25 protein-coding genes and 1 riboswitch are annotated in these 26687 nt (G+C 68.2%); of the genes, 19 read left to right on the top strand and 6 right to left on the bottom strand.

Annotated elements, in window-relative coordinates; translation table 11 throughout:
- Positions 1 to 66: 66 nt before the first annotated feature.
- Entirely contained in the window at positions 67 to 1974 is a 1908-nt protein-coding gene (locus tag OP498_RS11900) for a TolC family outer membrane protein (RefSeq protein ID WP_280553665.1), read from the bottom strand.
- Between the two features lie 437 nt (positions 1975 to 2411).
- Between OP498_RS11900 and OP498_RS11895 the strand changes: the two genes are divergently transcribed.
- On the top strand, positions 2412 to 2693 hold the full coding sequence (locus OP498_RS11895) for a hypothetical protein (RefSeq protein WP_280553664.1): 282 nt from the start codon (positions 2412 to 2414) through the stop codon (positions 2691 to 2693).
- A gap of 211 nt (positions 2694 to 2904) precedes the next feature.
- A complete protein-coding gene (gene thiI / locus OP498_RS11890; protein ID WP_280553663.1) occupies positions 2905 to 4380 on the top strand; it encodes a tRNA uracil 4-sulfurtransferase ThiI in 1476 nt (491 codons plus the stop codon).
- 233 nt (positions 4381 to 4613) lie between these two features.
- Here the strand turns inward: thiI and OP498_RS11885 are convergent, their stop codons facing one another.
- Complete coding sequence (locus OP498_RS11885; RefSeq protein WP_280550473.1) at positions 4614 to 4991, bottom strand: hypothetical protein; 378 nt, start codon at positions 4989 to 4991, stop codon at positions 4614 to 4616.
- Positions 4992 to 5487: 496 nt separating this feature from the next.
- On the opposite strand from OP498_RS11885, the gene metG reads away from it, so the two are divergent.
- The 9 genes from metG to OP498_RS11840 all read left to right on the top strand — a co-directional run bounded on the left by metG (position 5488) and on the right by OP498_RS11840 (position 16027).
- The gene (gene metG, locus OP498_RS11880) at positions 5488 to 7530 is read left to right on the top strand and encodes a methionine--tRNA ligase (RefSeq protein ID WP_280550476.1); all 2043 of its coding nucleotides are present in this window, start codon (positions 5488 to 5490) and stop codon (positions 7528 to 7530) included.
- A gap of 9 nt (positions 7531 to 7539) precedes the next feature.
- On the top strand, positions 7540 to 8337 hold the full coding sequence (locus OP498_RS11875) for an RnfABCDGE type electron transport complex subunit B (protein ID WP_280553662.1): 798 nt from the start codon (positions 7540 to 7542) through the stop codon (positions 8335 to 8337).
- 180 nt (positions 8338 to 8517) lie between these two features.
- Positions 8518 to 9153, top strand: a complete 636-nt coding sequence (gene nth / locus OP498_RS11870) for an endonuclease III (protein ID WP_280553661.1) — start codon at positions 8518 to 8520, stop codon at positions 9151 to 9153.
- A 124-nt stretch (positions 9154 to 9277) separates the two neighbouring features.
- Positions 9278 to 10033 (top strand): YdcF family protein, encoded by a 756-nt coding sequence (locus OP498_RS11865; protein WP_280553660.1) that lies wholly within the window; start codon positions 9278 to 9280, stop codon positions 10031 to 10033.
- A gap of 79 nt (positions 10034 to 10112) precedes the next feature.
- Entirely contained in the window at positions 10113 to 10382 is a 270-nt protein-coding gene (locus OP498_RS11860) for a hypothetical protein (RefSeq protein WP_280553658.1), read from the top strand.
- A 263-nt stretch (positions 10383 to 10645) separates the two neighbouring features.
- A complete protein-coding gene (locus OP498_RS11855; protein ID WP_280553657.1) occupies positions 10646 to 11017 on the top strand; it encodes a response regulator in 372 nt (123 codons plus the stop codon).
- Positions 11017 to 13086 (top strand): exonuclease domain-containing protein, encoded by a 2070-nt coding sequence (locus tag OP498_RS11850; RefSeq protein WP_280553656.1) that lies wholly within the window; start codon positions 11017 to 11019, stop codon positions 13084 to 13086. Before OP498_RS11855 ends, OP498_RS11850 begins: the two co-directional genes overlap by 1 nt.
- A gap of 2 nt (positions 13087 to 13088) precedes the next feature.
- A complete protein-coding gene (locus tag OP498_RS11845) occupies positions 13089 to 13277 on the top strand; it encodes a hypothetical protein (RefSeq protein WP_280550491.1) in 189 nt (62 codons plus the stop codon).
- Positions 13278 to 13300: 23 nt separating this feature from the next.
- Complete coding sequence (locus tag OP498_RS11840; protein WP_280550489.1) at positions 13301 to 16027, top strand: sensor histidine kinase; 2727 nt, start codon at positions 13301 to 13303, stop codon at positions 16025 to 16027.
- Positions 16028 to 16115: 88 nt separating this feature from the next.
- Here the strand turns inward: OP498_RS11840 and OP498_RS11835 are convergent, their stop codons facing one another.
- The 3 genes from OP498_RS11835 to OP498_RS11825 form a co-directional block, all read right to left on the bottom strand.
- Positions 16116 to 17243, bottom strand: a complete 1128-nt coding sequence (locus tag OP498_RS11835) for a DUF294 nucleotidyltransferase-like domain-containing protein (protein WP_280553655.1) — start codon at positions 17241 to 17243, stop codon at positions 16116 to 16118.
- A 53-nt stretch (positions 17244 to 17296) separates the two neighbouring features.
- Positions 17297 to 17611 carry an HlyU family transcriptional regulator gene (locus OP498_RS11830; protein WP_280548162.1) on the bottom strand — a complete coding sequence of 105 codons (315 nt, stop codon included), beginning with the start codon at positions 17609 to 17611 and terminating at the stop codon, positions 17297 to 17299.
- 81 nt (positions 17612 to 17692) lie between these two features.
- Complete coding sequence (locus OP498_RS11825; RefSeq protein ID WP_280548163.1) at positions 17693 to 18913, bottom strand: argininosuccinate synthase; 1221 nt, start codon at positions 18911 to 18913, stop codon at positions 17693 to 17695.
- A gap of 143 nt (positions 18914 to 19056) precedes the next feature.
- Here OP498_RS11825 and rnt point away from each other — a divergent pair, with 143 nt between their 5' ends.
- Positions 19057 to 19725, top strand: coding sequence for a ribonuclease T (rnt, locus tag OP498_RS11820; RefSeq protein WP_280553654.1), 669 nt, complete (start codon positions 19057 to 19059; stop codon positions 19723 to 19725).
- 119 nt (positions 19726 to 19844) lie between these two features.
- Here rnt and grxD read toward each other — a convergent pair whose 3' ends face one another.
- Complete coding sequence (grxD, locus tag OP498_RS11815) at positions 19845 to 20189, bottom strand: Grx4 family monothiol glutaredoxin (protein ID WP_280548165.1); 345 nt, start codon at positions 20187 to 20189, stop codon at positions 19845 to 19847.
- Positions 20190 to 20380: 191 nt separating this feature from the next.
- Between grxD and argF the strand changes: the two genes are divergently transcribed.
- From argF to OP498_RS11780, 7 genes are all read left to right on the top strand, one after another.
- Positions 20381 to 21301 (top strand): ornithine carbamoyltransferase, encoded by a 921-nt coding sequence (argF, locus tag OP498_RS11810; protein WP_280548166.1) that lies wholly within the window; start codon positions 20381 to 20383, stop codon positions 21299 to 21301.
- Positions 21302 to 21666: 365 nt separating this feature from the next.
- Positions 21667 to 21972, top strand: coding sequence for a hypothetical protein (locus tag OP498_RS11805; protein ID WP_280548167.1), 306 nt, complete (start codon positions 21667 to 21669; stop codon positions 21970 to 21972).
- Positions 21973 to 22053: 81 nt separating this feature from the next.
- A riboswitch (TPP riboswitch) is annotated at positions 22054 to 22176 on the top strand.
- A 62-nt stretch (positions 22177 to 22238) separates the two neighbouring features.
- Positions 22239 to 23336, top strand: a complete 1098-nt coding sequence (gene thiO / locus OP498_RS11800) for a glycine oxidase ThiO (RefSeq protein ID WP_280553653.1) — start codon at positions 22239 to 22241, stop codon at positions 23334 to 23336.
- Complete coding sequence (thiS, locus tag OP498_RS11795; RefSeq protein ID WP_280548169.1) at positions 23333 to 23542, top strand: sulfur carrier protein ThiS; 210 nt, start codon at positions 23333 to 23335, stop codon at positions 23540 to 23542. The genes thiO and thiS overlap by 4 nt, the downstream gene beginning before the upstream one ends.
- Positions 23542 to 24345: a thiazole synthase gene (locus tag OP498_RS11790; protein WP_280553652.1), complete on the top strand. Its 804-nt coding sequence runs from the start codon at positions 23542 to 23544 to the stop codon at positions 24343 to 24345. Before thiS ends, OP498_RS11790 begins: the two co-directional genes overlap by 1 nt.
- A 133-nt stretch (positions 24346 to 24478) precedes the next feature.
- Complete coding sequence (locus OP498_RS11785) at positions 24479 to 25612, top strand: zinc-binding dehydrogenase (RefSeq protein WP_280553670.1); 1134 nt, start codon at positions 24479 to 24481, stop codon at positions 25610 to 25612.
- Positions 25609 to 26658: a proline racemase family protein gene (locus tag OP498_RS11780; RefSeq protein WP_280553651.1), complete on the top strand. Its 1050-nt coding sequence runs from the start codon at positions 25609 to 25611 to the stop codon at positions 26656 to 26658. The genes OP498_RS11785 and OP498_RS11780 overlap by 4 nt, the downstream gene beginning before the upstream one ends.
- Positions 26659 to 26687 lie beyond the last annotated feature (29 nt).

Genomic DNA, 26687 nt, shown 5'->3' with positions numbered 1-26687 from the left:
CTGCCGTGATCACGGCAGGGCGAAACAGACCGGCAGACCGCGCCTGCCGGCGTGATGCGTCATGGGTCAGCCGCTCACCGCATAGCTGCCATTGAAGGCGCTCCCACTGAGATCCAGGTTCTCGCCGACACGCTCCAGGGTCACCTCGACGCGACGGTTCTGGCGGCGTCCGTCCACCGTGGCATTGCTGGCCACCGGCTGCCGCGAGCCATAGCCGCGCGTCTCGATCAGCCCCCGCTCGACCCCCTGGCTCACCAGGTAGCCCGCCACGCTGTCAGCGCGCGCCTGGGAGAGCGGGTCGTTGATGGCATCGGAGCCAGTGATATCGGCATGCCCGGCGATGAACACCCGGGCGAGGTTGGTCATGCCACGGATCTCGGCCGCCAGGCCGTCGAGCTCGCCACGCGCCTCGGCGGAGAGCTCGGCACTGTTGATCTCGAACAGGGCATCGGCCGAGAGAATGACGTCCGGCGCCCGGGCCGGGGCCTCGATGCCGCCGGTGAAGTCGGCCAGGGTGAAGCCCTGAGGGCCTTGGGCCGGACAGATCACGTCCGGGTTGATCTCTACCCCGTCGCTGCCCAGCTCGGCCAGGGTCGGCAGGTCGTCTCGACGCACCTCCAGCGTCTGCATCAGCTGACCCATGGCGGCCAAGGTACGAGCGTCTGCCAGCGCCACATCATAGCGGGCATTGGCGTAGGCGCGACTGGCCTCGAAATATTCGTTCTCGCTGTCCAGGACGTCGAGCAGGGTACGTTGGCCGATGTCAAACTGCTGCGCGTAGGCGCCGCGCACCCGGTCGATGGACTGGCGATGCTCGTTGAGGTACTGCAGCTGCTCGCGCAGGCGCTGGGTATCGTTGTAGGCAATCTGGGTGGTCTGGCGCACGTCGACGCAGGCCTTCTCGCGCAGATTCACGGCCTGCTCGACACGATTGCTGGCGGCACGGAAGGAAGCCAGGTCACTGCCGCCGTTGTAGAGGTTCATGCTGGCCACCAGCTCGATACTGTGGCGATCCCGGCGTTCACCATTGGTGAGTGCATCGAAGCTGCCGCTGTCATTCTCGTAGGTGCCGGTGCGGCCACGCAGGTCGAGGCGCGGCTGGAAGGCCGAGCGGGTCCCGCGCTGCTCGGCGCGTGAGGCCTCGATGTTCTCGATGGCGGCATGGAACTCGGGGTTGCCCTGGAAAGCCAGGTCCAGTGCCCGGTTCACATCCGCCGGCAGACGCTCGTCCATCTGCGGGGCCGGGGCCAGGTTCTCCGCCGGCAGGTCGCCGATGATACGCTGATAGCGCGCGGTCACGTCGTGGAGGTTGGAGGCCTCCGTCATCAGATTCGACTCAGCCAGCGCCAGGCGGCCGCTAATCTGCTCCAGGTCGACGCGACGCCCCGCCCCGGAGATCACGCGCGCCTCGATCTGGTTGTAGACGCGCAGGTGCTCACGGTAGTTATCCTGGGCCAGGCGCACCAACTCGCGGTAGCGTTGCACATCCAGGTAGGCGCGAGTCGCCTCCAGGCTGGTCTTCTCACTGGCCCCAATTAACTCGTAGTAGCGCACCAGCTCGGCGCGGTCGAGGCGTTCGACCTCGCTGGCCGTGGCGAAGCCGTCCCAGAGCATCTGGGTGATGGTCAGTTCAGCATAGCTGGTGTCGTAGCTGCCGCGACTGTCGAGTTCTCGGTCTTCCCTCCCGATAGCGGCCGAGACATCGACGCTGGGCAGATAGTTGCCGCGCGCCACCCCGATATCATTACCGGCAGCGCGAAAGTTGCTCCATGCGGCCTGCACTTCGGGGTTGGTCGTGATCGCCTGCTGGACCACCTGGCGCAGGTCGGCACTTCCCGGGGCCGCCAGTCCCGCCGGCAGCGTCTGTGCCACGGCCGAGACGAGCGGCAACAGTGCCAGGGAAGTCCCCAGAGCCAGAGAGCCAGCAAGGCGACGAACAAAGGGGCTGCTAGATGCGTCAGTCGTGCGTTTCATGGGTGTTCCCTTTCATGATGGCTAATGGCCCGGTGTTCTGAAAACCAGACCTGCCAGGAAATGAGATGGTCTTCTTGTTGTGGCGGGTCCCATGGGTCGACGTCGCAGTCCCATGGCGCATCCCTTCCCGACTTCCTATGTCGACCCTCCCGAGGCGCCCCATCGGCCAGGCTCAGGATCGGTCGAAAGCGTCAGACACCTCATGCCATTTCATGAGGTGTCGCTTTGTAATCCAGCGTAACCGAACAAGAGAATTTGTCCACTGCTGAAGAGCGCTAAGCGGGCAGGAGAAGATCGACGCTTGATGTAGGACAAGACCGACAAGGCGGCACCGCCCCGGCCGCTACGGCAACCGCGCCGGCAAGCCACGCCCGGCGGCAAACGTGGTATCGTCTGACCGGTCCCCGAAACGGCATGGTCACCCAAGGAGAACGTCTATGGCCTCATCGGAAATCCAGAAGACCCGCGTGATCAAGGAGCTGCGGGGCTTCATCAAGAAACTTCTGCAGGACCCGAAGATCCTCGAGCAGTCACTGGAGATCACCCGCCGCCAGCTCGGCGAGCCCGGTGAGGGAGATGTGATGGCGCGGATCGCCAACCAGATCTCCGACACCACCAGCGTGCACATCCCCGAGGATCCCCAGGACCACTCCGAGGCCGACCGGCTCTTCCTTGAGCTGCTCAGGGAAGTGGTCAAGGAGGAGCAGGCGCTCTACTGACGCCCGGCCCGCCACGCTGTGCTGTGCTCTGCCCTCTCCCCCGGCCACCGAGCCGGGAGAGGGCTTTCAAGAGAGTTCTTTCGGGAGAGAGTGGCTTAAAGCGAAAGAGTGGCTTAAAGCGGCCTCCACGTCCCCAGTTACGGGCAGACCTGCCCTTGGCCGCCCGCCCTTGGTAGAATGCAGCACACATTGTTGCTGCTGTTCCTGTCGAATGACCTATCTGCTCAAGCTCCACCCTGAGATCACCATCAAGTCCCGCTCCGTCCGCCAGCACATGATCCGCTGCCTGGCCAGCAATGTGCGCAACACCCTGCGCCAGCTGGATGAAGGCGTGCGCGTCAAGAGCGGCTGGGACGCTCTGCTCGTGAGCCTGCCCGACACCCTTCCCGCCGGCCGTATAGCGGAGATGGAGGACACCCTGACCCGAATCCCCGGCATCCACGAGATGCTGGCCACCGAGACGGTGCGCTGCACCTCACTCGACGAGGCCGCCGCCTGGATCGTGCCGCACTGGAAGGCGGCCATCGCCGGGCATCGTTTCCGGGTCCGGGCCAAGCGCCGGGGGGACCACGACTTCTCCTCCATGGATCTCGAGCGCCACCTGGGGAGCGCCCTGCTCGCGGCCGAGCCCTCGGCACGGGTCGACCTGAAGCACCCCGAGGTCGTGGTGTCGGTGGAACTGACCCACCGGTGGCTGCAGCTGATCCGCTCGCGCCGGCCGGGCCTGGGAGGCTACCCGCTGGGGGTTCAGGGCCAGGCCCTGGCGTTGGTCTCGGGAGGGTTCGACTCGCCGGTGGCGGCCTGGCGGATGCTGCGCCGCGGCATCAAGACCCACTACCTGTTCTTCAACCTCGGCGGCCCGGCCCACGAGACCGGCGTGCGGGAAGTCACCCACCACCTCTGGCAGCGCTACAGCGCGTCCCACAACGTCGACTTCACCTCGGTGCCCTTCGAGGGCGTGGTCGCGGAGATCCTGCGCAGCATTCCCGATGGCCTGATGGGGGTGATTCTCAAGCGAATGATGGTGCGGGTGGCCAGCCGCGTGGCCGCCCGCTCCGGCATCCCGGCACTGGTCACCGGGGACGCCATCGCCCAGGTCTCCAGCCAGACCCTCACCAACCTGGCGCTGATCGACGCGGCCAGCAAGCTGCCGATCCTGCGCCCACTGGTCACCGAGGACAAGCAGGAGATCATCGACACGGCCCGCCGGATCGATACGGCGCGCTTCGCCGAACGGATGCCCGAATACTGCGGGGTCATCTCGCGCCGCCCCCACACCCGGGCGCCCACCGACAAGGTGCTCGCCGCCGAGGCCGACTTCGATTTCACGGTACTCGATGCCGCCATCGAGGCCGCCACCGTGACCCGCGCCAACCGCCTGCTGGAGGGCCAGCGGCAACCCGGCGAGGTGACCGTCATCGACTCGCTGGCCACGCTGGCCCGGATGCCGGCGGTCAGCGTGATCGACATCCGCCCCCCGGACGAGCGCGAGGCAGCACCGCTCGAGCTTCCCGAGGTGCCCTGCCTGGCGATTCCCTTCTACGAGCTGCAGGACCAGGCAGTGACCCTGCCCGGCGACCGCGACTACCTGCTCTACTGTGACCAGGGGGTGATGAGCCGCATGCAGGCGCTGCACCTCATGGATCGCGGCATGTCCCACTTCGGCGTGCTTCGTTACGCCTCCTGAGCCGCCGCACGAGCGGCGCTCGCGGAGATGTTCTCTGCCCGGCTGAGCCACTTTTTCCGGCATCCGGCGACACTACAAAAAGATGCCATCTGCAGGCGGATCTTGCCGGGGTGGCACATGGGCGGGCACTCCCTACGAGCAAACGGGCGAGGAAGACAACCGCCTTCCCCGCCCGCCGCTGTCGATAGCCGTGATCGCCCGGCCACCCTGGCCAGGTTGCTGGTGCTCAGCCGCTAGCAGATCTCTTCCCAGAGCCGTTGCTGGAAGTCCTCGGGGAGTTCCGCCACCCGACCGAGACGCGAGAGGTGGGCGTTGGCCATGTCCTTGGCGACCTCGTGGTAACAGCTGTGCAAGGAAGCGGAATCCGAGAGAGACTTGGCATCGGCAAGACAGCTCCAGACCTTGGCATTCGAGATCGCGTAGGCATTCAGGAACTCGGCCTCGACCTCTACGGCCTCGAGCACGGATTCCATCCAGGCACGCTGCAGCCTGGCCAGCGGATGCGAGGCGTCCATCCAATGATGCATCCACCAGTCGAACACCGGCTGCGAGGCCTCGGCGACACCCGCCGGCAAAGCGGTGACGGTAGAGTGAGGCGCCGCGTGAGTCATTTCGGGGGTCACTTCGGGAGTCGAGTGATCCCTGGACACTTGATTAGCGGTTGACATCTTTAACACCCTCAAGAACGAAGGATTTAGTACGCTCTTGAGTGTAGCGGCGGCCACCCCACGCGGTGAGACAATTTTGGCACGACGTTATCTTGTCGTGAATTCGCCCAACCACACCCCGCCAGCCTCGGGATGGGGCGGGCAATCGGCGGAAGCATCACTGATGTCGGGAGGCCAAAAGGTTCCGGCCCATGCGGGGCATGGGACGGGTGATTGCTCACTCGCAGGGCACCACGCGGCGCGCGGTGTCCTTGGCCCAGAGACTCTTGCCGTCCGGGGTGGTGCCGTGGGCGTTCCAGGTCTCGCTGACCTCGACGCAGTAGGAGCCGAGATCCTCGACGCGCTTCTCCGGGTCGGCGGGGCGCTCGGCGCGGATGCAGCCATGCGCGAAGATGGCTACAATCGTGGCCTGATTTTCAACAGGATACCCTGAGCCGCCATGTCGAACACCGCCCGCGCCTCGCGCAAGATCCTGGTCACCAGCGCCCTGCCCTACGCCAACGGTGCCATCCACCTGGGCCACCTGCTGGAGTACATCCAGACCGACATCTGGGTGCGCTTCCAGAAGAGCCGCGGGCATGAGTGCCACTACGTGTGTGCCGACGATGCCCACGGCACGGCCATCATGCTGCGTGCAGAGCAGGAGGGCATCACCTCCGAGGCGCTGATCGAACGGGTCTCCCGCGACCACCAGACCGACTTCTCCCGCTTCGGGGTGGCCTTCGACAACTATCACTCGACCCATTCCCCGGAGAACCGCCACTTCAGCGAGCTGATCTACACTCGGCTGCGCGACAAGGGGCATATCGCCACTCGCGATATCGAGCAGATGTTCGACCCGGTGAAGGGCCTGTTCCTGGCCGACCGCTTCATCAAGGGCACCTGCCCGAAGTGCAAGGCCGAGGAGCAGTACGGCGACAACTGCGAGGCCTGCGGCGCCACCTACACGCCGGCGGAGCTGATCGAGCCGGTCTCGGCGATCTCCGGTGCCGCGCCCGAGGTGAGAAGCTCCACCCATTTCTTCTTCAAGCTACCGGACTTCGCCGACTTCCTGAAGGCCTGGATCGACGATGACCATGTCCAGCCGCAGATCCGCAACAAGCTGATGGAGTGGTTCGAGTCGGGCTTCAACGAGTGGGACATCTCCCGCGATGCCCCCTACTTCGGCTTCGAGATCCCCGACGCGCCAGGCAAGTACTTCTACGTCTGGCTCGACGCCCCGATCGGCTACCTGGCCAGCTTCCAGAACCTGTGCGACCGCAAGGGGATGGACTTCGACGCCTACTGGGCACTCGACTCCGACGCCGAGGTCTATCACTTCATCGGCAAGGACATCGTCTACTTCCACGCCCTGTTCTGGCCGGCCATGCTGCACGGCGCCGATTTCCGGACACCCACGGCGGTCAACTGCCATGGCTTCGTCACGGTGAACGGCGCCAAGATGTCGAAGTCGCGCGGCACCTTCATCAAGGCCGCGACCTATGCCGACCACCTCAACCCCGAGTACCTGCGCTACTACTTCGCCGCCAAGCTGACCTCGCGGGTCGACGATCTGGACCTCAACCTCGAGGACTTCGCGGCACGGGTGAACAGCGATCTGGTGGGCAAGGTGGTCAACATCGCCAGCCGCTGCGCCGGCTTCGTCAAGAAGCTCGGCGGCTCTCGCCTCGCCGGCCACTGCAGCCAGCCCGAGAGGGTGGCGCGCTTCATCGCCGCGGGTGACGCCATCGCCGAGGACTTCGAGGCCCGCGAGTTCGGCCGCGCCATGCGCCGCGTGATGGAGCTGGCCGACGAGGCCAACACCTACATCGCCGAGGCCGAGCCCTGGGTGCTGGCCAAGCAGCCGGGCCGCGAACAGGAGGTGCTGGAGATCTGCTCGGTAGGCATCAACCTGTTCCGCCAGCTGATGGTCTACCTGGCGCCGGTCGTGCCGGCCATGGCCGAGCAGGCCCGCGCCTTCCTCGGGCTCGACACCCTCGACTGGCACAGCCGCCACACCCTGCTGGTGGACCACGAGATCGCCAAGTTCAAGCCGCTGATGACCCGTGTGGAGCGTGACAAGATCGATGCCATGATGGCGGCATCGAAGGAGGACCTGGTGGAAGAACAGAAACTCAAGGAGACGGCGAAGGGCCCCCTGGCCGAGGAGCCCATTGGTGACGAGATCGGCTTCGACGACTTCGCCAGGGTCGACCTGCGCATCGCCCGCATCGCCCAGGCGGAGTATGTCGAGAAGGCCGACAAGCTGCTCAAGCTGACCCTGGACCTGGGCGGCGAGACCCGCACCGTCTTCGCCGGCATCCGTGCCGCCTATGCCCCGGAGGCCCTGGAGGGACGGCTGACGGTGATGGTCGCCAACCTGGCGCCGCGCAAGATGCGCTTCGGCGTGTCCGAGGGCATGGTGCTCGCCGCCGGCAACGACGACGGCATCTATCTGCTCGGCCCCGATTCCGGCGCCGAGCCGGGCCAGCGGGTGCGCTGAGGCGCCGCCGTGACGGAGACCGATGCCCGCCCCCGGGCCGCGCTGATCGAGGCCATCGATACCGAGCTGCCCCAGACCCAGTGCGGCAAGTGCGGCCAGCCCGGCTGTCGCCCCTATGCCGAGGCCATCGTCGACGGCGAGGCCATCAATCGCTGCCCACCCGGCGGCGACGTCACCGTGGCGCGACTGGCGGCGCTGACCGGTCGCGCGCCGCAGCCACTGGCCGAGCCCGCCCAGCCACCGCTGGTGGCGTGGATCCGCGAGGCCGAGTGCATCGGCTGCACCAAGTGCCTCCAGGCCTGCCCGGTGGATGCCATCCTGGGGGCATCCAAGCGCATGCACACGGTCATCGTCGATGAATGCACCGGCTGCGAGCTGTGCGTGGCGCCCTGCCCCGTGGACTGCATCGACCTGCTGCCTCACCCCGCCTGGGAAGCCGCCGAAACCGATCAAGAGCGCGACGCCTACCTGGCACGCCGCGCCACGCTGGGTCGTCGCCGCCATCGCGCCCGCCAGCAGCGCCTGGCCCGGGAGGCCCGGGAGAGGCGCGTGGAGCGCCAGAAGCGGCTGATTCGGCAGCGCCAGCGGTCGGGGCCGGGCAGCGCTGCCGGCCCGGGCCCGCAGCGCCAGGGTCAGATGGCCGTCAACGCCGCCGAACAGGCCCTGCGCCGGGCCAGGCAGCAGCTGGCCCACGCCGAGCGCCAGGGCGAGGCCAGCGCGGTCGAGGCGGCCCGGGGGCAGGTCGATAGCGCTAGCCGGCTGCTTGCTGAAGCGCGAAAGGCGCTGAAAGGCGCTAAGCGCTCTTAAATGATTCGAGACTTAGACTGACTGCTTACCGCTCGGGGCTGATCCGGCGGCAGGCCCCGGAATGCCGGACCATCGAGGAGGCGCTGTGAATACATCCCTGTACGCTACCGACGCCATCCTTGGCGTAGGACCTCCTCTTCACCCTGCCCCCGGCGCCCCTCGCTTTTGCCGGGGAATGCGATGAACGCCCAGAAACGCCACGAGATCTTCGCGCGGCTGCGCGACCACAACCCCGAGCCGACCACCGAACTGCACTGGACCACACCCTTCGAGCTGCTCGCCGCCGTGCTGCTCTCGGCCCAGGCCACCGACGTGGGGGTCAACAAGGCCACCGCCCGGCTCTTCCCGGTGGCCAACACGCCCCAGGCGATCCTTGAACTGGGCCTCGACGGCCTCAAGGCGCACATCCGGACCATCGGCCTTTACAACACCAAGGCCGAGAACCTGATGAAGACCTGCCGGATCCTGGTCGAGCAGCACGGCGATGAGGTGCCCCGCACCCGCAAGGCCCTCGAGGCCCTGCCGGGCGTCGGCCGCAAGACCGCCAACGTGATCCTCAACACCGCCTTCGGCGAGCCCACCATCGCCGTGGATACCCATATCTTCCGCGTGGCCAACCGCACCGGGATCGCCAGGGGCAAGGACGTGGTCGAGGTCGAGAGGAAGCTGCTGCGCCATGTGCCGAAAGAGTTCCGCCAGGATGCCCACCACTGGCTGATCCTCCATGGGCGCTACACTTGCCTGGCGCGCAAGCCCCGCTGCGGTAGCTGCATCATCGAGGACCTCTGCGAGTACCCGGAGAAGACCGAGCTGTGACCGGCGCCCACGCTGGCCTGCCGCGGCGCCGCATGCCTCGCGACCCGCCGGAGTGAGCGCTCTGGCTGGCACAAGTGCCCGCCGGCTGGTTCACTAGCCGCATGACCGCCAACGAGACCCGCCCATGGAAGCCCTGAAGTATCTCCTGCTGCCGCCCGTGATCAATGCCCTGCTGATCCTCGCCGGCCTGGTCCTGGGCGCTCGCCGGCTGAGCGGCGGCCTGCTGGTCACCCTGGGGCTGGCCAGCCTGCTGGCCCTCTCCACCCCGCTGGTGAGCCACGCCCTGCGCCAGGGGCTGGAACCACCGGCCCTTGCCAGCCCCGCCCAGCTTCGCCAGGCCCAGGCCATCGTGATCCTCGGTGGCGGACGCGACTACGCCTCGCCGGAGTTCGGCTGGGGCGATACCCCCTCCAATGCCAGCTGGCGCCGGCTGGCCTATGGCGCCCACTTGCACCGAGAGACCCGGCTGCCGATTCTGGTCAGCGGCGGGCGCGTGCATGACGAGCACAGCGCCGAGGCGAGCCTGATGGCGGCGGCGCTGCGCGACGTCTTCGAGGTGCCCGTGCGCTGGATGGAGGGGCGCAGCCGCAATACCGCCGAGAACGCCCGCTACACCGCCGAGATGCTGGGGGGCGAGGGTATCGAGCATGTCGCGCTGGTCTCCCAGGCCTGGCACCTGCCGAGGGCGGTGTCGGAATTCGAGCGCGCCGGCCTGTCCGTCACGGCCGCGCCGACCGAATTCGCAAGCGCCCCACCGCCGGGTATTCAGGCCATTATCCCGCGTGCCTACCACCTCCACCAGAGCAGCCGCGCCCTGCACGAGTGGCTGGGGCGGGCCGAACTGGCCCTGCGCAACCACCTGCTGCGACGCGGTGACTGACCCCAATGTCGAAGCGCCATGCCTGCCTTGAGGCGCTAGGCTGGCCGCTACGTTCCGCCTTCTCGACACGAGGCTCGACATGCTGGACCTGCTGATTCCCTTCTCCCTGGCCGCCGCCTTCGGTGCCCTTGTCGGCTCGCTGTGCCGGCTGACGCGCTGGCCCGGCCGCGAACGCCCCCTGCTCTTCCCGCTGGTGGGCCTCGTCGCCGGCATCACCGCCTTCTTCATCCACCTGGTGCTCAACTGGGTAACCGGCGCGCCGGCCTGGTGGCTGCCGGTGCTGGTGATCCTGCAGGTCTGGCTGTGGCTGGGGCCGCTGGGTCCGAGACGCGGGCGGCACCGCAAGTAGCCACGGCCCCAGCAACTGCTGCTCCACCCCTCGGGCGAAGAGCCGGCCGAGGGGCCGGGCCAGCGCCGGTACCGGGGGCTTGCCGAGCGAGGCGAACAGCAGACGCATCACCAGCGGCGGCATGGCGGAGCCTTCGGCATGGTGCAGCCAGAAACGGTAGCGCTCGTGCGCCTCCTGCCAAGGTCGTCTTTGCCACCACCCGGCCGGCCACTAGACTGATCGGTAACCATGCATAAACGACCGCACACTCATAGGAGGGCACCATGGCCAAGGTGCTGGTGGTGGACGACGAACCCAACATCGTCCTGTCCCTGGAATTCCTGATGCAGCAGGCCGGCTTCCAGGTAGACACCGCCGAGGATGGCGAGAGTGCCCTGTCGCGCATCGCCGAGTCGCCCCCGGACCTGGTCCTGCTGGATATCAGCCTGCCCGGCATCAGCGGCTTCGACGTCCTCGAGCGCCTGCGCAACGACCCCGCCCATGCCCGGCTGCCGATCATCATGCTCACGGCTCATGGGCGCGAGGTGGAGCGCGAGAAGGGCCTGGCCCTGGGCGCCGACGACTACGTCACCAAGCCCTTCTCGACCCAGGCGCTGGTCGAGAAGGTCAAGACGTTGCTCGCCGAGGTGTCCTGATGGCCAAGCATGGCTCCCGCCTGCCCCGCCGCCAGCGGCTGATCGGCCTGTGGCTGCTGCTCAGCGGCATCAGTATCTTCGGCGGCGCCGTGTTCGCGCTGTGGCTGGACGGCCTCGCTGGTCTCGAGGGCACGGCGCGGCTGCTGCTGTGGCTGGGCTGCTTCTCCGGGGGCGGCACCATCTTCCTGGTCGGCCTGCTGCTCGAGCGCCAGCTGTTCACCCCGCTGCGACACCTGCAGGTCCAGCTGGCCCGCCTGGTGGCTAACCCGGATGCCCGCCAGGACTACCCGCCCGAGGGCTGGCTGCGGGGGCTCGGCCCCGACCTGATGCGCATTCGCGAGGCCTGGCGGGCCGACCGCGAGCGCCTGGCCACCGCCCATGCCGAGGGCGCGCGCAGTGCCGCCCGAATCCGCCAGGAGCTCGAGACCCTGCTCCAGGTGCTCGACACGCCGCTGCTGCTCTGCGACCACCACCGGCGGGTGCTGCTGTTCAACCAGGCCGCCGAGACGCTGTTCGAGGGCCATCCCGGCCTGGGCCTCGGCAAGCGCCTCGATGCCCTGCTGCCGATCTCCAGCCTGGCGGATGCGCTGAGCCAGCTGCCCGACGACGGGGCGCCGCGGGAGATTCTGGTGCCCTGCAACGAGCGCTGGCTGCACGTGGTGCTGCGCCGCGTCCCCGACAGCCACCACGAGACACTGCTGACCCTGACCGACACCACGGCGGCCTGGACCAGCGAGATGGGGGCCCGTGCCGACATCGCCGAGATGCTGCCGGTACTGCGCCGCCACAGCGCCAGCCTGACCAGTGCCGCCGACGCCCTGGTCGGCGTGCGCGACGATGCCGCGGCCGGCGAGCTCGGGAAGCGCCTCGAGGCGGTGATCGACGAGGAGAGCCGGGCGCTGGCCGCCCAGCTCGAGCGCATGGGCCGGCTGATGGAGGACATGCACCGCGAGGGCGAGCGCCTGGTCCCGCTGTGGTCCAATGATCTCTGGGCGGCCCTCGGCGAGCGCCAGGGCAACGCGTCGCTGCGCATCACCCCCATCGGCATGCCCGCCTGGCTGAAGGGCGACGCCCCGGCCCTGCTGGCGCTGCTCGACTCGCTGCTCCCTCGCCTGGCAACACATTCCGGCCAGGCCGTGCTGGAGGGCGAGGTGTGCCTGGGCAACCGCCGGGTCTACCTGGACCTCATCTGGCGCGGGCGCCCGCTCGGCGAGAAGGTACTGGACGAGTGGCGCGCCGAGCGCCTGGACGCCCTGCCCCTGGCCCCCCGGGTCGGCGACGTGCTGCGCCAGCACACCAGCGATGCCTGGAGCATCGCCGACGAGGACGGCGAGCATGCCCGCCTGCGCCTACCGTTGCCGGCCACCGAGCGGGTCGGCGCGCCGCGCCCGCGCACCCCGCCGCGCCCGGAATTCCACGACTTCGGCATCGCCGACATGCCCCCGCCGGATGCCGAACTGGCGGCCCGGCCCCTGAAGACCCTGGAGGTCGTGGCCTTCGACACCGAGACCACCGGGCTGGAGCTGCGCCGCGGCGACACCGTGGTCAGCATCGGCGCCTGCCGCATCGTCAATGCGCGACTGCTGGCCAGCGACACCTTCGACCTGCGGGTCGACCCGGGACGGCCCATCCCGCCGGCCAGCACCGCCATCCATGGCATCACCGATGACGACGTGGCCGGGGGCCCCCCGCTCAACGTGGCCCTGCCGCGCTTTCGCGACTACATCGGTGAAGCGGTGATCCTGGCCCACAATGCCGCCTTCGACCTGCTGGCCATCCAGCCCCCCGGCGGCGGCATCGCGTTCGACATGCCGGTGCTCGACACCCTGCTGCTCTCCCGGGCACTCGACGACAGCCTCGACGGCCATGACCTGGACAGCCTGGCCGACCGCTATGACCTGAGCTTTCCGCCCGGCACCCGCCATACCGCCCTGGGCGACGCCCGGGTCACCGCGGAGCTGTGGCTCTCGCTGCTGCCCCGGCTGGAGGCGCGTGGCATCGAGACGCTGGAGCAGGCGCTGGCGCTGCAGGCCAGCGCCTTCGACAAGCAGGACGCCTTCGCCTCGTGAACATGCCGCGCCTGAAGGAGCGCCTGGTCGCGCTGATCGTGCTGGCGGCCCTGCTGTTCTCCCCGCCCCTGCTGCTGATCGCCGACCATGCCCCGACGGCCCCCGCCTGGCTGGTGGCCTACCTGTTCCTGGCCTGGGCCGCGGTAATCGCCCTGATGGCCTGGCTGATGGAACACCATCACGAGGAGTGACCCCGGATGCAGGCTGACACGCCATGAGAAGCAGCGTCGTGGTCCTGACCGTGGCCTTCGGCTACCTGGCGCTGCTCTTCATCATCGCCGCCTGGGGGGATCGCCGCGCCGAGCAGGGGCGCTCGCTGATCGGGTCGCCCACCGTCTATGCGCTCTCCATTGCCGTCTACTGCACCGCCTGGACCTTCTACGGCAGCGTCGGCCGCGCGGCCCAGTATGGCCCCAGCTTCCTGCTGATCTACCTGGGCCCGACCCTGGCGATGCTGATGGCCCCCTTCGTGATCCGCAAGATGGTGCGCATCGCCAGTGCCCAGCGCATCACCTCCATCGCCGACTTCATCAGCGCCCGCTACGGCAAGAGCTCGAGCCTGGGGGCGCTGGTGGCGCTGATCGCCCTGATCGGCATCACTCCCTATATCGCCCTGCAGCTCAAGGCCATCACCGTCAGCCACGCGGTGCTGGTCAACTACCCCCAGGCCGCCGAGCTGCGCCTGGCCGACGAGAGCTTCTGGGCCGACAAGTCGTTCTGGGTCGCCCTGGTACTGGCGGTATTCATCATCCTCTTCGGCACGCGCCACCTGGACGCCAGCGAGCGCCACGAGGGCATGGTGGCGGCCATCGCCTTCGAGTCGCTGGTCAAGCTGGTGGCCTTCCTCTCGGTGGGGGTCTTCACCGTGTTCGTGCTCTTCAACGGCCCGGCGGAGCTCTTCGCCCGGGTCGGCGCCATGCCCGAACTGACCCGGTTGATGAGCCTGGAGGCCGTGCCCGGCGGTGCCCTGGGCTGGGTGGGCATGCTGGTGCTGGCCTTCCTGGCCTTTCTCACCCTGCCGCGGCAGTTCCAGGTGCTGGTGGTCGAGAACGTCGACGAGCGACACCTCAAGCGCGCCAGCTGGCTATTCCCGCTCTACCTGCTGGTGATCAACCTGTTCGTGATCCCCATCGCCCTGGCCGGGCTGCTGCTCGGCGACGCCAGCGGCGACCCGGACAGCTTCGTGCTCACCCTGCCCCTCTCGGCCGGGCTAGATGGGCTGCCGCTGCTGGTCTTCATCGGCGGACTCTCGGCCGCCACCGGCATGATGATCGTCGAGACCATCGCCCTGTCGACCATGGTCAGCAATCAGCTGGTGATGCCGCTGTTGCTGCGCTCGCGCCACCTCCACCTGAGCACCCGGGGCGAGCTCGCCGGCTGGCTGCTGCGCATCCGCCGAGTGGCCATCCTGCTGATCCTGCTGCTCGGCTACCTCTACCATGCGCTGATCGGCGACGCCTACAGCCTGGTGACCATCGGCCTGGTCTCCTTCGCCGCCGCCTGCCAGTTCGCCCCGGCGCTGCTGATCGGCCTGTACTGGCGGGGCGCCAACCGACTGGGGGCCGGACTGGGCATGAGCGCAGGCTTCCTGATCTGGGCCTGGACCCTGCTGATCCCGGGCTTTGCCCAGTCCGGCTGGCTGGAGGCCGGCTTCCTCGACCGGGGCCCCTGGGGGCTCGCCTGGCTGAGGCCCTATGCGCTGTTCGGGCTCGAGGGCTGGGACATCTATACCCACTCGCTGCTGTGGAGCCTGGCCGCCAATGTCGGCCTGCTGGTGGGCATCTCGCTGTTCACCCGCCAGTCACCGCTGGAGCAGACCCAGGCGGCGCTGTTCACCGAGGCCATGCACCCCGGCCTGGTTCAGACCTCGCTGTGGCAGGGCCAGACCACGCGTGGCGAACTGCGCGCCCTGCTCGATCGCTACCTGGGGGGCGCCGCCACCGCCCGCGTCTTCGCCACCCACCCCGACGAAGCCGACGACAGCCAGCCCGCGCCGCCGGGGCTGACCGCCCGCGCCGAACAGGCCCTGGCCGGTTCGCTGGGCAGCGCCTCGGCGCGGGTACTGATCGACTCGGTGGTGCGCGGCGAGGCCTTGAACCTCGAATCGATCCTCAGCATCCTCGACACCACCTCCGAGACCCTGGAGGTCAACCGTCGCCTGGAACAGAAGTCCCGGGAGCTGGCACGCACCAGCGAGGAGCTGCGCGCGGCCAATGAGCGCCTGCGCGAGCTCGACCGCCTCAAGGACGAGTTCGTGGCCATGGTCAGTCACGAGTTGCGCACGCCCCTCACCTCGATTCGCGCCTTTGCCGAGATCCTGCGCGACAGCAGCGACCTGCCCGACGAGAAGCGCCACCACTTCCTCGACGTGGTGGTGCGCGAGAGCCAGCGGCTCTCGAGGCTGATCGAGGAGATCCTCGACCTGGCAAGACTCGAGAGCGGCCGCCTGACCCTGGAGCCCCGGCGCCTGGACCTGGTGACCCTGGCCCGCCACGGCGTGGATGCGGTGCACCGACTGCAGGAGAACCGCGGGGTGACCCTGGAGGTCGAGATCGTGCCGGAGACCGCGACGGTCATCGGCGATCCGGACCGTCTGGAACAGGTGATCATCAACCTGCTCGACAATGCCGGCAAGTTTGCCGACGACGACGACCCGCAGGTACTGCTGCGCCTCGAGCGCTACAAGGATCACTACCGCCTCGCCGTGGAGGACAACGGCCCCGGCATCGCCGAGGACGAGCGTGAGCGGGTCTTCGAGAAGTTCCACCAGATCCAGCGACAGGACGGTGGCGAGGCCCGCGGTCGCCCCCGCGGCAGCGGCCTGGGCTTGCCCATCAGCCGCGGCATCGTTGCCCACCTGGGGGGGCGACTGTGGGTCGAGGAGGCGCCGCGGCTGGGCGGTGCCTGCCTGGTGATGGAGTTGCCGGAAGCGCCGGCGTAAGCCGTAAGCCGCAGTGCTGCCGCTCAGCTATGTGATAGCAAGGGTTTGTTCTTACAGCTTAAAGCTTACAGCTCCGGGCGAAGCCCGGTTACGGCTTGCGCGCGATTCTCAGAAGCGCGCGGATCTGCAGCAGGTCATGGCGCAGCAGCAGGCGCTGCTCCTCACCCAGGCGGGCGATGTCCACCCAGCCATCGGGGCTGCGCCCCTCGGCCAGGGCCCGGCGCTGCTCGTCGAGCATCAGCGCCTGCAGCCGCTCGTGTGCCGCGGTCAGGGCTCGGGCGTGCTCGGCGTCGAGCGCCTCCTGCATCACCAGCGCCACCAGTCGCGAGCGGGTATCCGGCGGGCGCACCCCGTGGCGCACGCCCAGCAGGCGCACGGCATTCACCAGCGGCAGCATTCCCTGGCGCTTGAGGTTGATGGCCCGTTCATGGGGGGCACCCTCGCCGTCGCCGCTGAGCCGGCCGAGCCGGTCCAGGGCCAGCGGCAGCTCATCGAGCAGGCTCGCCATCTCATCGAGGAAGAGGTGGGCGCCCGGCAGCAGCCGGGCCACCCGATCGGCCAGGGCCTCGGCGAGTGCGGCGTTGCCGTGGACCGGGTGAAAGTCGAGCAGAATATTGGCCTGCTGGACCCGCTTGACGCGGCGCTCCGCGGTCCAGATCTCGAGCTGTGCCGCCCACTCCGAGAGCCGCTTGCGCCACATCGGCCAGCGGGCCATGACATGGCCCTGGCAGAGCGGGATCCCGGCCGCATCGAGGCGCGCGGTGAAGCGCTCGCCCAGGGACTGGAAGTAGCCGTCGATCTCGGTATGCCGCTCGTCGGGGTAGTCGGCGATGATCATGGCGTTGTCCTGGTCCGGCGCCAGCAGGCTCTCATGGCGCGCCCCCGAACCGAGGGTCAGCACGCAGCAGGCCACCGGCGGCGCCCCCCAGCCCAGGCCGCGCATCTCCTCCAGGGAGAGCGTGATGGCGCGCCGATAGAGCCAGTCGTTGTGGTCGCTGATCAGCTGGCTGATGCGCCAGGCGGGCAGATCGAGCCGGTCCAGGGCCTCCACCAGCTGGCCCTGCCAGGCGTGGGCCTCGGCCAGGGAGGGAGCGGGCCCCAGGCTCACCAAGGCCTGGCCCAGGGGGGCCAGCAGCGACGGCCAGCCGCCGGGGTCTGGCAGCGCATCGGTGGCGAAGAGTTCTCGCCAGGGCGAGAAGCGGTGCAGCAGGCGCATGGCGACTCCGGGTCACGGGACGGATCGGCATGTCCTGAAGTATAAAGCGAGTCTCAGCGCGGCGAGAACATCTCGTCGCCGACCTCGTCGATGAAGCGCTGTGCCTTGCTGATCATCAAGGCGTCACAGGCCTCGCGACCGGGCAGCATGTCGGAGCGATCGAAACGATGCTCGAGCATCTCGCCGTCCTCTCCGTCGGCGGCAGGCAGCGGCTTGCGGATCCAGCCGCTGACGCGGTACTGGCCGCCCTGATCGGCGGGTTCGGAGATGATCAAATAGCCCTTGTACTCCACCGGCTCGGCGGCCGCGGCGTTGCCGGACTTGCCCTCGCCACCGCCGAACAGGCCGGATAACAGTTTCTTGAACATGGTGCTCTCCTCGCTTGTGGCAGCCCTCGACACGACGACGCCGGCGGCAGGCCGGCGTCGAGGAAGGCATGCAGGTCGGTCTCAGTCCTGCTTGCGGCCCTTGCCGGCGGCGATGCGCAGGCGCAGGGCGTTGAGCTTGATGAAGCCCTCGGCATCCTTCTGGTCGTAGGCGCCGGCATCGTCCTCGAAGGTGGCGATGGACTCGTCGAAGAGCGAGGCGTCGGACTTGCGGCCCGCCACGGTGGCACTGCCCTTGTAGAGCTTCATGCGCACCACGCCGGAGACGTTCTTCTGGGTCTCGTCGATGGCCGCCTGCAGCATGCGGCGCTCCGGGCTCCACCAGTAGCCGTTGTAGATCACCTCGGCATACTTGGGCATCAGCTCGTCCTTGAGGTGCGCCTCCTCGCGGTCGAGGGTCAGCGACTCGATGGCGCGGTGGGCGCGCAGCATGATGGTGCCCCCCGGGGTCTCGTAGCAGCCGCGGGACTTCATGCCCACATAGCGGTTCTCGACGATGTCGAGGCGGCCGATGCCGTTGTCGCCGCCCAGGATGTTGAGCTTCTCGAGCACCTCGTGGGGCCTCATCGGCACGCCGTCGATGGCCACGATGTCGCCGTGATCAAAGGTCAGCTCGATATAGGTGGGCGTGTCCGGCGCGGCCTCCGGCGACACGCTCCAGCGCCACATGTCCTCCTCGGCCTCGGCCCAGGGGTCCTCGAGAATGCCGCCCTCGTAGGAGATGTGCAGCAGGTTGGCATCCATCGAGTACGGCGACTTCTTCTTCTTGGAAGAGAAGTCCACCGGGATGTCGTGCTGCTGGCAGTAGGCCATCAGCTTCTCGCGGGAGGTCAGGTCCCATTCGCGCCACGGCGCGATCACCTTGACGCCTGGCTTGAGCGCGTAGGCGCCGAGCTCGAAGCGCACCTGGTCGTTGCCCTTGCCGGTGGCGCCATGGGAGATGGCATCGGCGCCGGACTGGTTAGCGATCTCGATCAGGCGACGGGCAATCAGCGGGCGTGCGATGGAGGTGCCGAGCAGGTACTCGCCCTCGTAGAGGGTGTTGGCGCGGAACATCGGGTAGACGTAGTCGCGCACGAACTCCTCGCGAAGATCCTCGATGTGGATCTCCTTGACGCCCAGCGCCTGGGCCTTGGCACGGGCCGGCTCGACCTCCTCGCCCTGGCCGATGTCGGCAGTGAAGGTCACGACCTCGCAGTCATAGGTTTCCTGCAACCACTTGACGATGACGGACGTGTCCAGGCCGCCGGAATAGGCGAGCACGACCTTCTTGACATCGGACATGCTGAGGCTCCTCTAGTAACGTTCTCGAAGGGGCGATTATAGCGCGCCGAGCCTGCAGCGAATACCGGCGACGCGACTCGCGGAGGGCAAGCTGCTAGACTTTCGCGGTTTCGAGACACGATGGCCCAGACAAGGAGGGGTGCATGAGCGAGGCGATCGCCCGCGAACTCATGGCGCAGCGATTCCGCAGCTTCCTGCCCGTGGTGGTGGACCTGGAAACCGGCGGATTCAATCCCGAGGGCGACGCGATCCTCGAGATCGCCGCGGTCACCCTGACCATGGATCCGGACGGCAACCTGATCTCCGACGCCACCTATGCCTACCATGTCACCCCCTTCGCGGGGGCCAACGTGGAGCAGTCGGCGCTGGACTTCACCGGGATCCGGCTGGATGACCCGCTGCGCCGACAGGTGGCCGTCAGCGAGGCCGAGGCACTGGGCGAGATCTTCCGACCCGTGCGCAAGTCCATCAAGGCCCATGGCTGCACCCGGGCCGTGCTGGTCGGCCACAATGCCGCCTTCGACCACGGCTTTCTCAATGCGGCGGTCAACCGCTGCGGCATCAAGCGCAACCCCTTCCATCCCTTCTCGAGCTTCGACACGGCATCGCTCGGCGGCCTGATCTATGGCCAGACCGTGCTGGCCCGGGCTTGTCGCGCCGCGGGCATCGAGTTCGACAACAGCGCCGCCCACTCGGCGCGCTACGACACCGAGCGCACCGCCGAGCTGTTCTGTGCCATGGTCAACCGCTACAAGGACCTGGGCGGCTGGGCCCTGGCCCAGAAGGAGCAGGGGCTGGACGAGGAACCGTAAGCCGTAAGCTGGAAGCTGGAAGCTGGAAGCTGGAAAGCAGCATAAGCTTGCCCCCAATAGCACCCCCCCCGCAGCACTGCTACGGGGGTGTTTTTTCTTCAAGCTTCAAGCTTATGGCTTCAAGCTCCAGACGAAGTCTGGTTGTGCTTGGCGGCGGCTTCCTTGACCAGCTTTTCCAGCTCGCCGTTCTGATGCATCTCGACCACGATGTCGCAGCCGCCGACCAGCTCGCCCTCGACCCACAGCTGCGGGAAGGTCGGCCAGCTGGCCACCTTGGGCAGCTCGGCACGGATGTCCGGGTTGTCCAGGACGTTGACGAAGGCGAAGCGCTCGCCACAGGCCATCAGGGCCTGGACGGTCTGGGCGGAGAAGCCGCACTGCGGCAGCTGGGGGGTGCCCTTCATGTAGATCAGGATGGGGTTCTCGCCGATCTGGCGCTGGATGTTCTCGACGGTGGTGCTCATGACATCTCCCTTTCTCGTGTGGCCGGGTCTCGATGGCCCGGGCCTCGATAGTTCGAGGCCGGCAAGCGCCCGGGCAATACCCGAGTATGCTGGTCGGCCTTGTGGATGAGGGCCATTCTACTGATGACGGTCGCGTTGCGCATCCCCCGTGGGCTGGCTAGGATGGTCGTTTTTTCCCGTGGAGCGACACCATGGCCACCCGCCATTTCCTCACCCTGCTTGACCTCAGTCCGGACGAGCTGCGCTACCTGATCCAGCGCGCCATCTCGATCAAGAACGGCCTGAAGACCCACGGGCCGACCTACACGCCCTTCGCCAACCGCACCCTGGCGATGATCTTCGAGAAGTCCTCGACCCGCACCCGGGTCTCCTTCGAGACCGCCATGGCGCAGTTCGGCGGCCATGCGCTGTTCCTCTCGCCCCGCGACACCCAGCTCGGCCGCGGCGAACCCATCGCAGATACCGCGCGGGTGCTCGCGGAGATGGTCGACGCGGTGATGATCCGTACCTTCTCCCACGAGGGCCTGGAGGCGTATGCCGCCGCCAGCAAGGTGCCGGTGATCAACGCCCTCACCGACGACTACCACCCCTGCCAGCTGCTCGCCGATGTAATGACCTGGACCGAGCTGCGCGGCAGCGTCAAGGGCCGCACCGCGGTGTGGATCGGCGACGGCAACAACATGTGCCACTCCTGGATCAACGCCGCCCGGCAGTTCGACTTCCAGCTGCGCATCTGCTGTCCGGAAGGCTACGAGCCGCGCCAGGACATCCTCGCCGCCGCCGGCGACCGGGTGAGCATCCTTCGCGACCCCCTGCAGGCCGTGGCTGAAGCCGACCTGGTGACCACCGACGTCTGGGCCTCCATGGGCCAGGAAGAGGAGCAGGCCAGGCGCGAGGCCAATTTCGCCGGCTTCCAGGTGAGCGAGACGATGCTCGACCGGGCGAAGGACGACGTGCTCTTCCTGCACTGCCTGCCCGCCCACCGCGGCGAGGAGATCAGCACGACCCTGCTCGATGACCCGCGCGCGGTGGTCTGGCAGGAGGCCGGCAATCGCCTGCATGCTCAAAAGGCGCTGATCGAATTCCTGCTGCTGGGGCGAGTGGAAGGCTGAGATGGGGGATAGCGTCTTAGCAGGGCAATTGCAGTTAACTGAAGCGAGAGGCGCCGGGGACAGGTCGTAGGGGAGGTCCTACGCCAGGGGTGAGAAGCATTGCTTCGAACGGGCTGGCCATGGATGGCCAGCACCGGCCCTGCAAGCGGAGCAGGACGCGAGAGCGCCGCAGGGCGTCGGTAGCGCCCATGGAGGGGTTCACAGCGCCTCCCCGACGGTCCGGCGCTCCGGGGCCTGTCGCCGGAATAGCCTCGAGCATTGCCACCGTCTGCGGCAGACCAGAACATCTTAGACCTTGGTATGACATCGACCTTCGTCGCATGTATAATGCGCTGCAGCATAATCCCTCAAGGAGATGCGGCAGCATGACACACGACACCCCCAGTACCACCGGCATGCAGCGTAGCCTGCGCCAGTGCCTCTCCAACATGGCCGCCCTGCTCTATCGCCAGGGGCATGTCCTCGAGACGGTCACCGTCCCGCACCGCGGCCTCGATCGCACCGCCCTGAAGGCGCTCGGCGATGCCGACCGTGACTGGGCGCCCTGCCAGCACATCCTCGAGACCAGCCAGGCCGCCACTTGGAACGACCAGCAGCGCTTCGTGCTGACCGGCCTCGGCCGCGAGCTGCTGTTCGACATGTTCGGCGAGGGGGCCGCCGACTGCGCCTGAGCCGGAGTGGACGCCATCCACACTGATTGATGCCCGGGCACGCGACGAGATTGCGTGCCCGGGCATCTTTGGTTAAGTTGGCAGGACTTGTCGGGGAGCCCCGGTACGCGCAGCAAGCCGTGCACGGGGGCTGAGATCGGTACGGCCGAACCCGTTGAACCTGATCAGGTTGATGCCTGCGGAGGGAACAAGCGCGTGGCGCACCTGCCCGCCTCCTTCCATTATGCCGCCTGGTCAGCCATGTCTCCCGCTGGATGGCCGCTAACTTGACACCCACCACCGATCACATCGCCGTCGCCGGTGCCGGCCTGCTGGGGCGCCTGGTCGCCTGGCAGCTGCTCGCCGACGGCCACGCCGTCACCCTCTATGACGCCGGGGACCTGGACACCCCGCCCGCCGCCGCCTGGACCGCCGCCGGCATGGTCGCCCCGCTCTGCGAGACGGCGATCTCCGAGCGCTGCGTCCACGACATGGGCCGCTTCGCCCTGGCCCAGTGGCCGACGTGGCTCGAGGCCCTCGACGCCCCATCGCTGTGGCAACAGCACGGTAGCCTGATGGTGGCGCACCCCCAGGACCTGGGCGAACTCACCCAGTTCCGCCGCGACCTCGACCATGCGCTGGGCGGCGGCTCACCCTGCCGGGCCCTCGACGCCAGTGAGATCCATCGGCTGGAGCCCGACCTGGCCCCCGGCTTCCGCCAGGGCCTCTACCTGCCGGACGAGGCCCACCTGGACAACCGTACCCTGCTCACCCGCCTGCTGGACGAGATCCGCGCCCTGGGCGGGGAGTGCCATGCCCATTGCCCGGTGGAGACCTTCCCCGGCGAGGTCGTCACCGCCAACGGCCGCCGGCGCTTCGACCTGGTCGTCGACTGTCGAGGCACCGGCGCCCGGCAGCGCCACCCGAGCCTGCGCGGCGTGCGCGGCGAGACCCTGCACGTGCAGACCGCCGAGATCCGGCTCTCGCGGCCGGTACGGCTGATGCACCCGCGCTACCAGCTCTATGTGGTGCCCAAGCCGGGGGATCGCTTCGTCATCGGGGCCACCCAGATCGAGAGCGAGGACCGCTCGCCCATGTCGCTGCAGTCCTCGCTGGAGCTGGGCAGCGCCCTCTACACCCTGTCCCCGGCCTTCGCCGAGGCGCGCATCCTGGAGCAGGGGGTCAACCTGCGTCCCGCCTTCCTCGACAACCTGCCCCATGTCACCCACCAGGAGGGGCTGATCACCGCCAACGGCCTGTTCCGGCACGGTTACCTGCTGGCCCCGGCCGTGGTCTGCCACCTGCTGGCCGGGATCCGGGGCCACGGCGACCGGCCCTTCGCCGACACTCTGGCGGCACACCCGCCGCAGGAGGCCACTGCATGAACGAGATCACCCTGCGCCTCAACGACGAGACCGCCCGCCTTCCCGCCGGCACTCCGCTCGCCGACGCCCTGCACGCTTGGCACTACGCCGACCGCCGGGTCGCCGTGGCGGTCAACGGCGAGTTCGTGCCCCGCTCCGCCTATGCCGGGCGGGTCCTGCAGGACGACGACCGCATCGATATCGTGGCCCCGGTAGGAGGTGGCTGATGGACGCGCTACACGACGACACCCTGACGCTCTACGACGAGGCCTTCGCCAGTCGCTTCCTGCTCGGCACCGCCCTCTACCCCTCGCCGACGGTGATGCAGGAGGCGATCCGGGCCTCAGGCTGCGAGATGGTCACCCTGGGCCTGCGCCGCCAGAACCCCGCCGCCGGCGACGGCGACGCCTTCTGGCAGATCCTGCGCGACAGCGGCTGCCGGCTGCTGCCCAACACCGCCGGCTGCCGCTCGGCCCGGGAGGCCATCACCCTGGCCCAGATGTCCCGCGAGCTCTTCGACACGCCCTGGATCAAGCTCGAGGTGATCGGCGACGACTACAATCTGCAGCCGGACCCCTTCGGTCTGCTGGAGGCGGCCCGGGAACTGATCGACCAGGGCTTCAAGGTGCTGCCCTACTGCACCGACGACCTGGTGCTCTGCCAGCGCCTGCGCGACGCCGGTTGCCAGGCGCTGATGCCCTGGGGCTCGCCCATCGGCACCGGTCGCGGGCTGATGAACCGCTACGCCCTCGAGACCCTGCGCCAGCGCCTCGCCGTGCCGCTGATCATCGATGCCGGCCTGGGCGCGCCATCCCAGGCCGCCGAAGCCATGGAGATGGGCTTCGACGGCGTGCTGATCAACACCGCCGTGGCCCGCGCCCATCGCCCGCCGCTGATGGCCGAGGCCTTCGCCGAGGCCATCCGCGCCGGCCGCAAGGCCTACCTGGCCGGGCTGATGCAGCAGCGCCAGACCGCCAGCCCCAGCACGCCGACGGTGGGACAGCCCTTCTGGCACCGCGACGACGGCTGACTTGGCGCTGCTCCCCTCCGCACGCGCCGCCGGGGGGATGACGTCGGGACGGGGAAGTCTGCTATCGTCTAACCCAGTCGACCCCGTAGACGAAAGGAGGCACCCAGTGAGCAGCCAGACCCTTCCCGCAACCATGGCCGCCATGCTGCTGACCGGGCATGGTGACGTCGACACGTTGGTCTACCACGACGACGTGCCGACCCCGCGGCCGAGACCCGGCGAGGTGCTGGTGAAAGTCACGGCCACCGCCAAGAACAACACCGACCGCAAGGCCCGCGAGGGGCTCTACCCGGTGAAGAAAGGCGAGGTGACCTCCTTTGCCATGGGCGGCGAGCCGACCCTGACCTTCCCGCGCATCCAGGGCGCCGACATCGCCGGGCGCGTGGTGGCGGTAGGCGAGGGGGTCGAGGCCTCGCGGATCGGTGAGCGCGGCCTGCTCGACTTCAACCTCTACCCGGATGCCCGGCGCGACATCAACCTGACCCCGGACTACTACGGCCACGGTGCCGACGGCGGCTTCGCCGAATACGTCGCCGTGCCCTCGGACCAGTTCCACCACGTGCCCAACCCCGAGCTTGCCGATGCCGAACTCGCCGCCCTGGGCATGTGCTCCTACCAGACCGCCTACCATATGATGACGTCGGCTCGGGTGAGTGCGGGAGAACGGATTCTTGTCAGCGGGGCCAGCGGCGGCGTGGGCACCGCGCTGATCCAGCTGTGCCGCATCGTCGGTGCGATTCCCTACGCGGTGAGCCAGCAGGAGAAGGCACCGGCGCTGAAGGCGCTGGGCGCCGAGGCGGTGATCGACCGCGGCGACCTCGAGGGCTTCGCCGAACGGGTGCTCGAGGCCACCGGGGGCGCGCCCATCGACGCGGTGATGGACCTGGTCGGCGGCGAGATGACCGACCGCTTCATCGACACCATGATCCAGGACATGAAGGCGCGCACCACCTACCCGCGGCTCTCCATCGCCGGCGCCAGCGGTGGCAACATCTCGGAGATCCTGTGGACACGCATCTACCTCTACCAGGTGCAGATCTTCGGCGTCTCCCACGGCACCCGCGAGGAGGCCGAGCAGCTGATCGCCTGGATCCGTTCCGGCGGGCTCAGGCCAGTACTGCACGCCGCCTTCAGGCTCTCCGACCTCCACCAGGCCGAGCGCTACTTCGTCAGCCGCGGCAGCAACTTCCTGGGCAAGATCGTGATCGTCCCCGACCGCCAGTGGGACGAGCATGGCGCGCCCTTCGCCCTCGAGGGACACTCATGAGCCAGGAACTGACCCTGCAACTGATCGACACCCATGCCGGCGGCGATGTCAGCCGGATCGTGGTCGGCGGCATCGAGCCCCTCCCCGGCACCACGGTGCGTGACCAGATGCACTACCTGCGCGACGACGCCGATGGCCTGCGCAGGCTGCTGCTGGAGGAACCCTACGGCATTCCCGAGATGTCAGTGGACCTGCTCGTGCCCGCCACCGACCCGGCCGCCGAGGTGGGCTACATCATCATGGAGGTGATGGGCTACCCCATCTACTCCGGCTCCAACACCATCTGCACCGCCACGGCGGTGCTGGAGAGCGGCCTGGTGCCCAAGCAGGAGGGACGCCAGCGCTTCAAGCTGGAGTCGCCGGCAGGACTGGTGCAGATCGAGGCCCTGGTCGAGAACGGCGTGGTGGAGGCGATCACCTGTGGCGGCCTGCCCAGCTATATCGACACCTACCGCGCCAGCATCCATGTGCCCGGCCTCGGCGACGTCACCTACAGCGTCGCCTACAGCGGCGGCTTCTACGCCCTGGTGGACGCCGCCGAACTGGGCTTCCACCTCAACCGCGACGAGGAGCGGGAGCTGGCCGACTGCGCCCACCGGATCGTCGAGGCGATCCAGGCCGAGCGCGGCTTCTCCCACTACACCCTGGGCGACGTGGGTCCGCTGCCCTTCCTGCACTTCATGGGCCCCGTCGAACAGGTCGCCGACGACTTCTACCGCTCCCGCTCGACCACCTACGTGCATCCCGGCGTGATCTGCCGCAGCACCACCGGCACCGGCACCTCGGCGCGCCTGGCGCTGATGCGCCACGAGGGCACCATCGAGCCCGGTGACAAGCTGGAAACCGTCTCGCTGCGCGAAACCGGCTTCATCGGCGAGTTCACCGGCACGCGACAGGAAGGGACCCATACGGTCGTGGAGAACACCATCACCGGCAAGAGCTACGTGCTGGCCCGCTCCGACATCGTGGTCAACTGCGACGACCCCCTGGTGGCGTGCGCCAGCCTGCACCATATCCTCAGCGCCGGCCAGGCCTCGTCCGAGTGAACGCCGCCCGGCGGGCGACAGACTGGCCG

It is taken from the genome of Halomonas sp. 25-S5 (assembly GCF_029889845.1).
Classification (GTDB): Bacteria; Pseudomonadota; Gammaproteobacteria; order Pseudomonadales; family Halomonadaceae; genus Halomonas.
This window is presented reverse-complemented; position numbering and strand designations above follow the sequence as displayed.

What these genes read in the sequence shown, in the direction of transcription:
- OP498_RS11780 (WP_280553651.1), top strand. Translation starts at nt 25,609, where the DNA reads ATGAGCCAGGAACTGACCCTGCAACTGATCGACACCCATGCCGGCGGC.
- grxD (WP_280548165.1), bottom strand. Translation starts at nt 20,189, where the DNA reads ATGAGCACCACCGTCGAGAACATCCAGCGCCAGATCGGCGAGAACCCC.
- OP498_RS11785 (WP_280553670.1), top strand. Translation starts at nt 24,479, where the DNA reads ATGGCCGCCATGCTGCTGACCGGGCATGGTGACGTCGACACGTTGGTC.
- OP498_RS11850 (WP_280553656.1), top strand. Translation starts at nt 11,017, where the DNA reads ATGGCCAAGCATGGCTCCCGCCTGCCCCGCCGCCAGCGGCTGATCGGC.
- OP498_RS11790 (WP_280553652.1), top strand. Translation starts at nt 23,542, where the DNA reads ATGGACGCGCTACACGACGACACCCTGACGCTCTACGACGAGGCCTTC.
- thiI (WP_280553663.1), top strand. Translation starts at nt 2,905, where the DNA reads ATGACCTATCTGCTCAAGCTCCACCCTGAGATCACCATCAAGTCCCGC.
- nth (WP_280553661.1), top strand. Translation starts at nt 8,518, where the DNA reads ATGAACGCCCAGAAACGCCACGAGATCTTCGCGCGGCTGCGCGACCAC.
- OP498_RS11845 (WP_280550491.1), top strand. Translation starts at nt 13,089, where the DNA reads ATGCCGCGCCTGAAGGAGCGCCTGGTCGCGCTGATCGTGCTGGCGGCC.
- thiS (WP_280548169.1), top strand. Translation starts at nt 23,333, where the DNA reads ATGAACGAGATCACCCTGCGCCTCAACGACGAGACCGCCCGCCTTCCC.
- OP498_RS11855 (WP_280553657.1), top strand. Translation starts at nt 10,646, where the DNA reads ATGGCCAAGGTGCTGGTGGTGGACGACGAACCCAACATCGTCCTGTCC.
- OP498_RS11860 (WP_280553658.1), top strand. Translation starts at nt 10,113, where the DNA reads ATGCTGGACCTGCTGATTCCCTTCTCCCTGGCCGCCGCCTTCGGTGCC.
- OP498_RS11825 (WP_280548163.1), bottom strand. Translation starts at nt 18,913, where the DNA reads ATGTCCGATGTCAAGAAGGTCGTGCTCGCCTATTCCGGCGGCCTGGAC.
- OP498_RS11805 (WP_280548167.1), top strand. Translation starts at nt 21,667, where the DNA reads ATGACACACGACACCCCCAGTACCACCGGCATGCAGCGTAGCCTGCGC.
- OP498_RS11865 (WP_280553660.1), top strand. Translation starts at nt 9,278, where the DNA reads ATGGAAGCCCTGAAGTATCTCCTGCTGCCGCCCGTGATCAATGCCCTG.
- OP498_RS11900 (WP_280553665.1), bottom strand. Translation starts at nt 1,974, where the DNA reads ATGAAACGCACGACTGACGCATCTAGCAGCCCCTTTGTTCGTCGCCTT.
- rnt (WP_280553654.1), top strand. Translation starts at nt 19,057, where the DNA reads ATGAGCGAGGCGATCGCCCGCGAACTCATGGCGCAGCGATTCCGCAGC.
- OP498_RS11830 (WP_280548162.1), bottom strand. Translation starts at nt 17,611, where the DNA reads ATGTTCAAGAAACTGTTATCCGGCCTGTTCGGCGGTGGCGAGGGCAAG.
- OP498_RS11895 (WP_280553664.1), top strand. Translation starts at nt 2,412, where the DNA reads ATGGCCTCATCGGAAATCCAGAAGACCCGCGTGATCAAGGAGCTGCGG.
- OP498_RS11885 (WP_280550473.1), bottom strand. Translation starts at nt 4,991, where the DNA reads ATGACTCACGCGGCGCCTCACTCTACCGTCACCGCTTTGCCGGCGGGT.
- metG (WP_280550476.1), top strand. Translation starts at nt 5,488, where the DNA reads ATGTCGAACACCGCCCGCGCCTCGCGCAAGATCCTGGTCACCAGCGCC.
- OP498_RS11840 (WP_280550489.1), top strand. Translation starts at nt 13,301, where the DNA reads ATGAGAAGCAGCGTCGTGGTCCTGACCGTGGCCTTCGGCTACCTGGCG.
- OP498_RS11835 (WP_280553655.1), bottom strand. Translation starts at nt 17,243, where the DNA reads ATGCGCCTGCTGCACCGCTTCTCGCCCTGGCGAGAACTCTTCGCCACC.
- argF (WP_280548166.1), top strand. Translation starts at nt 20,381, where the DNA reads ATGGCCACCCGCCATTTCCTCACCCTGCTTGACCTCAGTCCGGACGAG.